The following is an 11,867-nucleotide window of genomic DNA, read 5'->3' as shown; positions in this document are numbered from 1 at the left end:
CGGCGAGCAGGGGACGTACCGGGGGGTGTCCGCCCGCAGCGTCGGGCGACCAACCAAGAGCACATCCCCAGCACACCGCACCGCCCGACCGAGGACGGACACCCCCCGGTGCGGCACCGACCCCCAACGACGAGTAGTGCGCAACGCAAACCCCCACCGAACCGCAACAGGCCGCCGCAGGCATCCCCCCACTCACCGTCAGACGCTCACGATTCCCCGCCCACCCGCACCCGCACCACCTCGCCCGCCTGCGGCCCGCCAGCCACCCCCGACCCCGCAACCACCCGCGCCCCCCGCACCGTCACCGACGCCAGCGCCACCCCACCCACCAGCAGCGCCGCCGCACACCAGCGCAGCCCGCTCACCCCCTCCCCCAGGAACAGCGCCGCCGACGACATGCCGAACACCGGGACCAGCAGCGAGAAGGGCGCGACCGTGGACGCCGGATGGCGGCGGAGCAGCCACCCCCATGCCCCGAACCCGAAGACCGTCGTGATCCACGCGACGTAGACGACCGTGCCGGCACCCTGCCAGTCCAGCGCGCGCAGTGCGTCGTAGTCCGCCCGAGGCCCCTCCAGCAGCAGCGACAGGAACAGCAGCGGCAGCACCGGCACCGTGCTCACCCACACCATGAAGTTCAGCGCGTCCGGCGGCGCCGCCTTACGGGTCAGGACGTTCGAGACGCCCCAGCACGCCGCCGCCGCGATACAGAGCGCGAACGCGCCGAGCGGACCGGAGGTGCCCTCGTCCACGGCTGCCACTCCGATGCCGGCCAGCGCCACCAGCATGCCCGACAGCCGCAGCCGGGTGGGCCGTTCGCCCAGCACCGCGAAGGCGATGGCCGCCGTGAACACCGCCTGGATCTGGAGCACCAGCGACGAAAGACCCGCCGGCATCCCCGCGTCCATCCCGACGAACAGCAGCCCGAACTTCGCCACCCCCAACACCAGCCCCACCGCCACGATCCACTTCCACGCCACCTTCGGCGGCCCCACGAGGAACACCGCAGGCAGCGCCGCCACCAGGAAGCGCAGCGCCGAGAAGAGCAGCGGCGGGAAGTGGTCGAGGCCGATCTCGATGACGGTGAAGTTGACGCCCCATACGGCGGCGACGAGGACGGCGAGGGCGATGTGTGCGGGACGCATGCGTCGAGCATCACTTCCCGGGACCGTGAAGCACCAGCGATGATTACTGCACGGTCGGATGTAGCAACCCTAACCAATCGCAACGCCGACCAACCGCAACGCCGACCAACCGCAACGCTGACCAACCGCAACCCTGATCAATGGAGGGCCCCGTGCTCGATCTCCAGCGCCTGCGCGCCCTGCACGCCGTCTCCGTCCACGGCACGGTCGGCGCGGCCGCCGCCGCGCTCGGGTACACCTCCTCCGCCGTGTCCCAGCAGATCGCCAAGCTGGAGCGGGAGACGAGGACGGTACTGCTCGAACGGGAGGGGCGGGGGGTGCGGCTCACCGCCGAGGCGCTGCAACTCGTCGACACGGCACAGGAGTTGCTCGCGATCGTGGAGCGGGCCGAGACGGGCATCGAACAGCGCCGGAGCATCCCGGCGGGGCGGCTGACCGTGGCCGCCTTCGCCTCCGCGGCCCGTGGCCTGATGCCCGCCGTGCTCGCCGACCTCGCCACCCGGCACCCCGCCCTGGACCTCCGGCTCTCCGAGATCGACCCGCATCTGTCCGTCGGTCTGGTCGCGAAGGGGGCGCTGGACATGGCCGTCGTGCACGACTGGGACATCTCCCCGCTGCCCGTGCCGCCGGGGGTCGAGCAGGCGGCCATCGGGGAGGACCGGTGCACCCTGCTGGTCCCCGAGGGGCACCCCTTCGCCGGCCGGAGGGTCGTCCGGCGGGAGGATCTCGGCGGGGAGCGGTGGGTGTGCCAGCCGCCGGGGCGGGTCTGTCACGAGTGGCTCGTACGGACGCTGCGTGCCGCCGGGCACGAGCCGGAGATCATCCACCAGGCCGACGAGAACCCGACCCTGGTCGCCCTCGTCGCCGCCGGTCTCGGCATCTGCCTCATCCCCCGGCTCGGGCGGGGCCCGCTGCCGGGCGGGGTGGTGGAGGTGGAGCTCGATCCGACGCCGGTGCGGCGGCTGTACGCGCTGTGGCGGTCCGGTGCCGCGGGGCGGCCGTCGATCACCGAGACCGTACGCACTCTGCAGGACCACTGGCCCAAGGTGGCGGCTCATCCGTCCCGTTGCCCCCGGGCCCACCAACTTCCGGGATTCGGGGCCGAGCCGGGAACCCCGTCCCACCCCCGCTCGTCCAACCCGCAAGCTGTCGGAGAGTCACCGCGGTGCGGTGTCGGCCTCGCTGCTGGCTGCGAACGCTGACTTACCCTCTCCGCCGTACTGCGGCCGGCAGCACGCCGCCATCGGCGCGCCCCCCTCCAACAGCGCCGATGGCGGCCCCTCATTGCCGGGCCGCGGGCCCACCGCGGGTTAGTGTGCACTCCCTTGACTGGCAGAAACTTCCCGGATATTGGTGACTCCTCGGAAGTTTCCTTCAGCGGATCACCTCCGGAAGGAGCGCACGTGCCCTCCAGACGCACCGTCCTCGCCGCCACCGCGGGAGTCGCCGCCACCCTCGCCGTCGGCGGGACCGCATACGCGGACGACAAGAAGCTCCGCTCCCTCGTCTCCCGTATGACCCTGGAAGAGAAGGTCGGCCAGCTCTTCGTGATGCGGGTCTACGGCCACTCCGCCACCGCCCCCGACCAGGCCGACATCGACGCCAACCTCAAGGAGATCGGCGTCCGCACGGCCGCCGAACTGATCGCCAAGTACCGCGTCGGCGGCATCATCTACTTCACCTGGGCGCACAACACCCGCGATCCGCACCAGATCGCCGACCTGTCCAACGGCATCCAGAAGGCGTCCCTCACCCTCCCCCGCGGCCTGCCCGTCCTCGTCTCCACCGACCAGGAGCACGGCATCGTCTGCCGGGTGGGCGAGCCAGCCACCCTCTTCCCTGGCGCGATGGCCATCGGTGCCGGCCGCTCCCGCAAGGACGCCCGTACCCTCGGCCGTATCGCGGGGCAGGAGCTCAGGGCCCTCGGCATCCGGCAGAACTACTCCCCCGTCGCCGACGTCAACGTCAATCCGGCCAACCCCGTCATCGGCGTGCGCTCCTTCGGCGCCGACCCGGGCGCGGTGGCCGGGATAGTGGCCGCCGAGGTCGCCGGGTACCAGCACGCGCGGCAGGTCGCCGCCACCGCCAAGCACTTCCCCGGGCACGGGGACACCGCGGTCGACAGCCACTACGGCTTCCCGGTCATCACCCACACCCGCGCCCAGTGGGACCAGCTCGACGCTCCCCCGTTCCGCGCCGCGATCGCCGCCGGCATCGACTCGATCATGACCGCGCACATCATGGTCCCGGCCCTCGACGACTCCGGCGATCCGGCCACGCTCTCCCACCCGATCCTGAACGGCATCCTGCGCGGGGAGCTCGGCTACGACGGCGTGATCGTCACCGACTCCCTCGGCATGGAGGGCGTCCGCACGAAGTACGGCGACGACCGCGTGCCCGTGCTGGCGCTGAAGGCGGGGGTGGACCAGCTCCTGAACCCGCCGAACCTGGACGTCGCCTGGAACGCCGTCCTGAAGGCGGTACGGGACGGGGAGCTGACCGAGGCGCGGCTCGACGAGTCGATCCTGCGGGTGCTGCGGCTGAAGGCGAAGCTGCGGCTGTTCGAGGCGCCGTACGTCAGCCAGGCCGGGGTGACCCGCGCGGTCGGGATCCCCTCCCACCTCGCGGCGGCCGACCGGATCGCCGAGCGGACGACGACCCTGCTGGTCAACGTGAACCACACGCTCCCTCTGTCGCCCCGCAAGCTCCTCGTCGTCGGCGCCGACCCGGCCTCCCCGTCCGGTACGACGGGCCCGCCGACCGGGGTGCTCGCGGCCGCGTTCACCGAGCTCGGCTTCACGGCCACGGCCCTGTCGACCGGCACGGCACCCTCCGCCGCCACCATCGCCAAGGCGGTCGCGGCGGCGCGGGACGTGGAAGCGGTGGTCGTGGGGACGTACAACGTCTCGGCGACCAGCAGCCAGAAGACGCTCGTCGAACAGCTCGTCGCGACGGGCAGACCGGTGATCGCGATCGCGGTCCGCAACCCCTACGACGTGGCGCACCTGCCCTCCGTACCGGCCGTCGTGGCCTCGTACTCCTGGACCGATGTCGAACTGCGGGCCGCAGCGCGGGTGATCGCGGGGCGGGCGGCGCCGCGCGGGAGGCTGCCGGTGCCGGTGCAGCGGGCCGACGATCCGGCCGTGGTGCTGTATCCGATCGGGTACGGCTTGTCGTATCAGACGTAGTACGCGTACGCCACGCACCCGGCGTACGCCCACCAAAGGGCGCAAAGCGCCCCGCACGTCTGGCGTGTGCCCGCCGCGGCGGGTCACGCTGGACGGGTATCCGGGGGGCTGCGATGCGTGAGAGATGTTCCGTGGGGGTGGTGTGCGCACTGCTGGCACTGCTCGCCGCCCTGCTGGCGGGATGCCAGAACTCGTCGGACGGCACCGCCACCGACGGTGAGAGCCGGCTCAGCAACGAGGTCGCGCCCACCCGGCCCTCGGGGTACGGGGCGGTCTTCCTCTCGGTCGACGAGTGCAGTTCCTTCGGCAAGACCAGCTTCACCGAGGTCCCGTGCACCAGCGAGCGGGCGGCGGCACGGGTCGTGGCGCGCTTCGACGGCACCGTGGGCGACGGCCCGCTGTGCCCGGGGACCACGGACTTCGTGCTGCACATCAGCGAACAGAGCCCGTCCTCCGACGAGGACGGCGACGGCGCGGTCCCGCGGGGCTACGCCTGTATGCGCAACCTCACCCCGCCGCATCCCGGCGACCCGGGCGGCGGAGGCGGTCCGCGCACCATCGTCGGCGACTGCGTCTACAGCTCCGGCGACGGCCAGGTCCGCGAGACGACGTGCGACGGCGAGGGCGGGAAGAAGCCGGAGTACGAGGTGACGAAGGCGGTCACCAGCCGCGCGAAGTGCCCGGTGTCGACGGCGTTGTACGTACAGCTCCGGGGCGAGAAGCCGGTGGGCTGCGCCCGGCCGGTGTGATCGGGGGCCGGGCGCAGCACCCTGCCTTACGGCCGCAGCGTGGGCTCGCGCTCCACGTCGCGGACGTCCAGCTTCTTGTCGAACGTCGCCAGTGGCTTCGCCTGCGCGACGGCCGAGGCGGGGACGCCGGCCCAGTCGAGGATGCGGGCGGTGGCGAAGGCCTTCTGGTCGGCGACCAGGCCCGCCACGTTGGCGCCGTGGTTCATGCCGGGGGCGGTGAGGACGTACGCGTCCTTCGCGCCCTTGTCGACCCGGAAGCGCTCCGAGCCCCACGGGTCGTTCTGGCCGTAGACGTAGAGCATGTGGCGGGCGTTGTGGCGCACCCAGTTGTCCACGTCACGCATCGCGTACGGCTGGAACTTCGTCGGGATCTCGCGCGGGACGAAGTTGCGCGGCGGCTGGTAGCCGTAGCGGATGTACTTCTTCTCGATGTGCGGGAAGTGGATGTTCGGCGCACCGAGCTGCGTGGCCGCCTGGTAGAAGTACGGCGTGTACGGCTCCAGACCCTGGTCCGTGTAGAACGAGAACCCGGAGATCGTGTCGATCGAGTTCCAGATCTGGTCGTCGGTCGCGGTCTTCGCGTCCGGCGGGATCAGCTCGTCCTCGCCGCAGTCGGCCGCCTGGGCGTACTGCCAGAAGCCCCACACGTAGTCGAGGACGACCGCCTCGTACGCCTTGTCGAGGCTGCCGACGGTGTTGAAGGTGAAGCCCTCGGCGGCGGCGTACTCCGCGTACTTCTTCTCCAGCGGTTCGCGGCGCACGAGCGCCTCGCGCTGCACCGCGTTCAGACGGTCGCGGCACTGCTTGGTGTCGACGTTGGCGAAGAAGCGGTCGTAGGCCGAGTCCTCGTTGTTCACCACGTCGTTGGGGGCGACGTAGGCGACGACGCCGTCCATGTCCTTGGGGTAGAAGCGCTCGTAGTACGTGGCGGTCATGCCGCCCTTCGAGCCGCCCGTGGAGATCCACTTCTTGTCGTAGATCTTCTTGAGTGCCTTGAAGACGCGGTGCTGGTCGCTGGCGGCCTGCCAGATGTCCAGCTTGGTCCAGTCGGCCGGGTTCGGCCGGGACGGGGTGAAGAAGCGGTACTCGAGGGAGACCTGGTTGCCGTCCACGATCTGGGTCGGCTCGCGGCGGCTGGGCGTCGTGGAGACGTTGTAGCCGCCGGTGTAGAAGACCGTCGGGCGGGAGACGTCCTTGTGCAGCACGGTGATGCGCTGCTGGAACGTGCCCTTGGACGGGTGCCGGTGGTCGACCGGCTGCGTGAAGTTGAGGACGAAGAAGCGGTACCCGGTGTACGGCTTCTCCTCGATCAGGCTCACGCCCGGTATGGAGAGCAGTCTCTCCTTGATGTCGGTGGTGCCGGTGGCCGGCTCGGCGGCGGTGGCCGCCCCTGCCGTGCTCAACGTGCCTATGAGCACTGTGAGCGCCAGCAGCCATCTGAGCGCCTTGCGCATGCACCCTCCCCTGTGAGACAGATGTGCGAGCGGAAGCTATCGGAGCAACTCGCTTGCGCACCAGGGGAGATAGGGAAAACCCTCGGATATTGGCGGGTTCGGAGGGGGATTTGTCGGACGTCTACAGACGGATCCAGCCGCCGGTCGAGTACGACCCGCTGCCGACCCGCCCCTTGATCCACACCTTGCGGCCCCCGACGTACGACTTCACCGGCCCGGCGCGCTTGGTGTAGACGCCCTCGTCGACGACGGCCTCGAAGCCGCGCGTCTGAAGGCTGACCATCATCGTGCGCGGGGAGCCGACCCGCTTGGGGACGGTGATGGCGCAGAGCGAGGTGCCTTTCCTGTAGACCTTCACATGGCCCGTGGAGAAGGTGTACGTGCGGATCTTGCGGCCCTCGCAGTGTGTGGCCGCGACGGCCTCCGCCGGGACCGCGACAGCGAGCAGCCCCGAAGCGGTCAGTACGGCCAGACCGACGGCGACCCGCCGCCGTATCGCACCCATGGCCACTCTCGTCCCTCCCGTACCCGGCAATGAGCGTACTGGTGTACGGACGCAGGACGTATGTCGGATGGTTGCACGACCGTCACGAGTTCAGGCCACACCACCGCCGTGGGCTCAGGCCACCACGGGCGCGTCCTCCCCCACGAACGTCCGCCACAACTCCGCGTACCGCCCGCCCCGGGCCAGCAGTTCCTCGTGCGTGCCGTCCTCGGCGACCCGGCCGTGGGCTGAACCTCCCGATGTCGCCCTCGCACCGCTCGGCCCTGGCAGGCCTCCCGGGCCTCGGGACGACTGGCCGGACTCCGTCCGGCACCTGATGTGACCGCCGCCAGACAGACCGGCCACCGCACGCCGCCGCCCCCTCACGCCACCACAGGCGCGTCCTCCCCCACGAACGTCCGCCACAACTCCGCGTACCGCCCGCCCCGGGCCAGCAGTTCCTCGTGCGTGCCGTCCTCGGCGACCCGGCCGTGATCCATCAGCACGACCCGGTCCGCGCGGGCCGCCGTGGTGAGACGGTGGGCCACCACAAGGGTCGTACGGCGTCCGGCGATGCGGTCCGTGGCCTGGTTGACCTGGGCCTCCGTGGCCAGGTCCAGGGCGGCCGTGGCCTCGTCGAGGAGGAGGATGTCGGGGTCGACCAGTTCGGCGCGGGCCAGGGCGATCAGCTGGCGCTGCCCGGCGGAGAGGTTGCGGCCGCGTTCGGCGACCTCGTGGAGGTAGCCGCCCTCCAGGGTGGCGATCATCTCGTGGGCACCGACCGCACGGGCCGCCGCCTCCACCTCGGCGTCGGTGGCGTCCGGGCGACCGTAGGCGATGGCGTCCCGCACGGTGCCCTGGAAGAGGTACGCCTCCTGCGGGACGACACCGAGGCGGTGACGGTACGACGTGAGGTCCAGCGTCCGCAGATCCGAGCCGTCGACCGTCACCCGGCCGCCCGTCGGGTCGTAGAACCGCGCCACCAGCTTGACGAGGGTCGACTTGCCCGCGCCGGTCTCGCCGACGAAGGCGACGGTCTGTCCGGCGGGGATAGTCAGATCGATGCCGGTGAGGGCCTCTTCGGGTGCGTCGGAGGACCCGTAGGCGAACCGCACGTCCTCGAAGGCGATCTCGCCCCGCAGGGACAGGACTTCGAGGGGGTCGTCGGCCGCCTTCGTGGAGGTCGGCTCCTGGAGCAGCTCCTGGATACGGCCCAGCGAGACGGTCGCCTGCTGGTAGCCGTCGAAGACCTGCGAGAGCTGCTGCACCGGCGCGAAGAAGAGGTCGATGTAGAGCAGATACGCCACCAGCGCACCGGTCGTCAGCGTCGCGTCGTCGATCCGTCCCGCGCCCGCGACCAGCACGGCCGCCGCGGCCACCGACGCCAGCAGCTGCACGAAGGGGAAATAGACCGAGATCAGCCACTGACCCCGGATGCGCGCCTGCCGGTAGCTGTCGCTGCGCTCCGCGAACCGCGCCCCGCCGTCCCGCTCGCGCCGGAAGGCCTGCACGATCCGCAGCCCGGCCACCGACTCCTGGAGGTCGGCGTTGACCACCGACACCCGCTCCCGGGCCAGTTCGTACGCCTTCACGCTCGCCCGCCGGAAGAAGTACGTCGCGACGATGAGCGGCGGCAGCGTCGCGAACACGACCAGCGCGAGCTCCACGTCGAGGACCAGCAGGGTGCCCATGATGCCGAAGAACGTGACGACCGAGACGAACGCCGTGACCAGGCCGGTCTGCAGGAAGGTCGAGAGCGCGTCGACGTCGGTGGTCATGCGGGTCATGATCCGGCCGGTCAACTCCCGCTCGTAGTAGTCGAGTCCGAGCCGCTGGAGCTGCGCGAAGATCTTCAGACGCAGGGAGTACAGGACCCGCTCACCGGTACGTCCCGTCATCCGCGTCTCACCGACCTGCGCGATCCACTGCACGCCCACGGTGAGCAGCCCGAGCAGCGCCGCCACCCACACCGCGCCGAGGGCGAGCTCGCCGACGCCCGAGTCGATGCCGTGCCGGATCAGGATCGGGAGCGTGAGCCCCATCCCGGCGTCCACGGCGACCAGTCCGAGGCTGATGAGCAGCGGCAGCCCGAAGCCGCCCAGCAGTCGACGCAGACCGTAGGACTCCTCCGGCGTGACCGCGCGGGCCTCGTCGATGCCGGGGGTGTCGTGGGCCGGGGGCAGCGCCTCGACCTGGGCGAGGAGTTCCGGGGTGGCGGGCATGCCGTCGAGGGCGGTGTCCCGGGGGCCGCGCTCCCCCGCCCACAGCCGGGGCGTGATGCCGCGCTCGGCGTCGAACTCGGCGTCCAGCTCCTCCCGCAGGGAGGTGTCCTCGCGGGGCGCGGCGGACTGGGCGTGACCGGGCGAGACGCCGCCCAGCTCGTCGGGGTCGGTGAGGAGGCGCCGGTAGAGCTCCGACCGCTTCTGGAGTTCCTCGTGGGTGCCGATGTCGGCGAGGCGGCCGTCGTCGAGGACGGCGATGCGGTCGGCGAGGTTCAGGGTGGAGCGGCGGTGCGCGATGAGGAGGGTGGTGCGGCCCTCCATGACCTGCTTCAGCGCCTCGTGGATCTCGTGCTCGACGCGGGCGTCCACGGCCGAGGTGGCGTCGTCCAGGACGAGGAGCCTCGGGTCGGTGAGGATCGCCCGGGCGAGCGCGACGCGCTGGCGCTGGCCGCCGGAGAGGGTGAGGCCGTGCTCGCCGACCGTGGTGTCGTAGCCCTCGGGCAGCTCGGCGATGAAACGGTCCGCCTGGGCGGCGCGCGCGGCCTGCTCGATCTCCTCCTGGGTCGCCTCGGGACGGCCGTACGCGATGTTGTTGCGGACCGTGTCCGAGAAGAGGAACGAGTCCTCGGGGACCAGACCGATCGCGGCCCGCAGGGATTCCAGGCTCAGCTCGCGGACGTCGTGGCCGCCGACGAGGACGGCGCCGTGGGTGACGTCGTAGAAGCGCGGCAGGAGGAGGGAGACCGTCGACTTGCCGGAGCCGGAGGAGCCGACGACGGCGAGGGTCTCGCCGGGGCGGATCTCGAAGGAGAGTCCTTGGAGCACCGGCCGCTCGTCGTCGTACCCGAAGGAGACGTCGTCGAACTCGACCGTGGCGGGCGCGTCGGCGGGCAGCTCCTTCTTTCCGTCCCGCATCGACGGCTCGGTGTCGATCAGCTCCAGCACCCGTTCGGTGCCCGCGCGGGCCTGCTGGGCGACCGTGAGGACCATGGCGAGCATGCGGACGGGGCCGACCAGCTGGGCGAGGTAGGTGGAGAAGGCGACGAAGGTGCCGAGGGTGATGTGTCCGCGCACGGCCAGCCAGCCGCCGAGGGCGAGCATCGCGACCTGGCCGAGGGCGGGCACGGCCTGGAGGGCCGGGGTGTAGCGGGAGTTGAAGCGGATGGTGCGCAGCCGTCCCGCGAAGAGCCGGCGGCTGACCTCCCGGAGCTTCCCGGTCTCCTGCTCCTCCTGCCCGAAGCCCTTGACCACGCGCACGCCGCCCACGGCCCCGTCGACCACGCCCGCGACGGCGGCGGCCTGGGCCTGGGCGTACCAGGTGGCGGGGTGCAGCTTGCTGCGGGAACGCCGCGCGATCCAGGCGAGCGCGGGGGCCACGGCGAGGGCGACCAGGGTGAGCGGCAGGGACAGCCAGGCCATGACGACCAGGGAGACCAGGAAGAGGGCGAAGTTCCCGATGGTCATCGGGAGCATGAAGAGCAGGCCCTGGATCAGCTGGAGGTCGCTGGTCGCCCGGCCGACGACCTGCCCGGTGGACAGCTCGTCCTGGCGGCGGCCGTCGAGGCGGGTGATCGTGCCGTACATCTCGGTCCGCAGGTCGTGCTGGACGTCGAGGGCGAGGCGGCCGCCGTAGTAGCGGCGGACGAAGGTGAGGACGTAGACGACGACGGCGGAGCCGATGAGGAGGCCCGCCCAGGGGGCCATGTCGCGGCTGTGGTCACCGATGACGTCGTCGATGATCACCTTGGTGATCAGCGGGACCAGCGCCATGACGGCCATGCCGACGAGCGAGGAGCCGAGGGCGAGGACGACGTCCTTCGGATACCGCCAGGCGTATCCGGCCAGTCGTCGTGCCCATCCCCGTTGCGCGCTCACGCGGGTGCCCTCCGTCGGTCTGCGGTCCTGATCTTCCGGAAGGCACCAACGCGAAAGGAACCGGATTTCATCCCTCCGCAACAAACCGGGGGCGGCCGGCCTGGGTGCTGGTGCTCAGGCCGGCTGAGTAGCACAGCGCTGCCGTACGCCCCGCCGGAGCCGCTTTGATCGACGGCATGAAGTCGAAGATCGTGGTCCCCGCCCTCTCCGTCGCCCTCGTGGCGCTGTTCGGGCTGGTGGCCAAGGGGTGCGAGACGATGCAGGGCGGCCCCGTCCACAGCACCGACGAGTTCCGCGACCACGTCCGGGCCACGACCCGGGCCGGCGAGGACGTCTTCCACGCGCTGTCCCCGGCACCGTCCGGCGAGCCGTGGGCCTCCCAGGAGGGCAGCTCGTCCTGTGTGGACGACTTCGGCTTCGACGAGACGGGCGTCGCCCGGGACGAGCCGATCTACACCTGGGACCTGGACTTCGCGAGCGACGCCGACTACTGGAAGGCGGTGGCGTCCCTCAGGTCCGCCTGGCGCGAGGACGGCCGCACGGTCGAGGAGATCGAGAACGGCATCGCGACGACCGTCGACGACGGCATCCGGGTCTCGCTCCACCTGGGGTACTACGACGGGGAGCCGGTGCTGCGCACGGAGGGCTCGTGCATGCGCTACCGGGACGAGTACGGCGACGAGTACGACTACATGTTCGACGACAACGGGGACGGAACCGTCGACCGGAGCGAGCGGCCGAGCTGAGCCG

At 71.2% G+C, this 11,867-nt stretch carries 8 protein-coding genes; 4 read left to right on the top strand and 4 right to left on the bottom strand.

The genetic code is table 11. The annotated features are described in order from the left end of the window. Positions 1 to 206: 206 nt before the first annotated feature. Entirely contained in the window at positions 207 to 1,145 is a 939-nt protein-coding gene (locus ACIOHP_RS23895) for an EamA family transporter (RefSeq protein ID WP_401890560.1), read from the bottom strand. A gap of 152 nt (positions 1,146 to 1,297) precedes the next feature. Here ACIOHP_RS23895 and ACIOHP_RS23890 point away from each other — a divergent pair, with 152 nt between their 5' ends. The 3 genes from ACIOHP_RS23890 (at position 1,298) to ACIOHP_RS23880 (ending at position 5,082) form a co-directional block, all read left to right on the top strand. Continuing rightward, a complete protein-coding gene (locus tag ACIOHP_RS23890; RefSeq protein ID WP_401890557.1) occupies positions 1,298 to 2,347 on the top strand; it encodes a LysR family transcriptional regulator in 1,050 nt (349 codons plus the stop codon). Positions 2,348 to 2,548: 201 nt separating this feature from the next. Then, positions 2,549 to 4,333, top strand: coding sequence for a glycoside hydrolase family 3 protein (locus ACIOHP_RS23885; RefSeq protein WP_401890555.1), 1,785 nt, complete (start codon positions 2,549 to 2,551; stop codon positions 4,331 to 4,333). A 113-nt stretch (positions 4,334 to 4,446) separates the two neighbouring features. After that, positions 4,447 to 5,082 carry a hypothetical protein gene (locus ACIOHP_RS23880; protein WP_361539219.1) on the top strand — a complete coding sequence of 212 codons (636 nt, stop codon included), beginning with the start codon at positions 4,447 to 4,449 and terminating at the stop codon, positions 5,080 to 5,082. A 26-nt stretch (positions 5,083 to 5,108) separates the two neighbouring features. Here ACIOHP_RS23880 and ACIOHP_RS23875 read toward each other — a convergent pair whose 3' ends face one another. The 3 genes from ACIOHP_RS23875 to ACIOHP_RS23865 form a co-directional block, all read right to left on the bottom strand. Next, positions 5,109 to 6,536, bottom strand: a complete 1,428-nt coding sequence (locus ACIOHP_RS23875; protein ID WP_401890553.1) for a S28 family serine protease — start codon at positions 6,534 to 6,536, stop codon at positions 5,109 to 5,111. 121 nt (positions 6,537 to 6,657) lie between these two features. Continuing rightward, complete coding sequence (locus ACIOHP_RS23870) at positions 6,658 to 7,041, bottom strand: hypothetical protein (protein WP_401890551.1); 384 nt, start codon at positions 7,039 to 7,041, stop codon at positions 6,658 to 6,660. A 362-nt stretch (positions 7,042 to 7,403) separates the two neighbouring features. Beyond that, entirely contained in the window at positions 7,404 to 11,117 is a 3,714-nt protein-coding gene (locus ACIOHP_RS23865) for an ABC transporter ATP-binding protein (protein ID WP_401890549.1), read from the bottom strand. Positions 11,118 to 11,293: 176 nt separating this feature from the next. Here ACIOHP_RS23865 and ACIOHP_RS23860 point away from each other — a divergent pair, with 176 nt between their 5' ends. Continuing rightward, positions 11,294 to 11,863, top strand: coding sequence for a hypothetical protein (locus tag ACIOHP_RS23860; protein ID WP_401890546.1), 570 nt, complete (start codon positions 11,294 to 11,296; stop codon positions 11,861 to 11,863). Positions 11,864 to 11,867: the final 4 nt, after the last annotated feature.

Origin of the sequence: Streptomyces sp. NPDC087859 (genome assembly GCF_044742595.1) — a bacterium.
Lineage (GTDB): Bacteria > Actinomycetota > Actinomycetes > Streptomycetales > Streptomycetaceae > Streptomyces > Streptomyces canus_F.
The sequence above is the reverse complement of the archived record's forward strand: the minus strand, read 5'-3'. Positions and strand labels throughout refer to the sequence as shown.

Bases quoted from the DNA above. Each gene is read 5' to 3' on its own strand.
- ACIOHP_RS23875 (WP_401890553.1), bottom strand. From the start codon at position 6,536: ATGCGCAAGGCGCTCAGATGGCTGCTGGCGCTCACAGTGCTCATAGGC.
- ACIOHP_RS23895 (WP_401890560.1), bottom strand. From the start codon at position 1,145: ATGCGTCCCGCACACATCGCCCTCGCCGTCCTCGTCGCCGCCGTATGG.
- ACIOHP_RS23880 (WP_361539219.1), top strand. From the start codon at position 4,447: ATGCGTGAGAGATGTTCCGTGGGGGTGGTGTGCGCACTGCTGGCACTG.
- ACIOHP_RS23860 (WP_401890546.1), top strand. From the start codon at position 11,294: ATGAAGTCGAAGATCGTGGTCCCCGCCCTCTCCGTCGCCCTCGTGGCG.
- ACIOHP_RS23870 (WP_401890551.1), bottom strand. From the start codon at position 7,041: ATGGGTGCGATACGGCGGCGGGTCGCCGTCGGTCTGGCCGTACTGACC.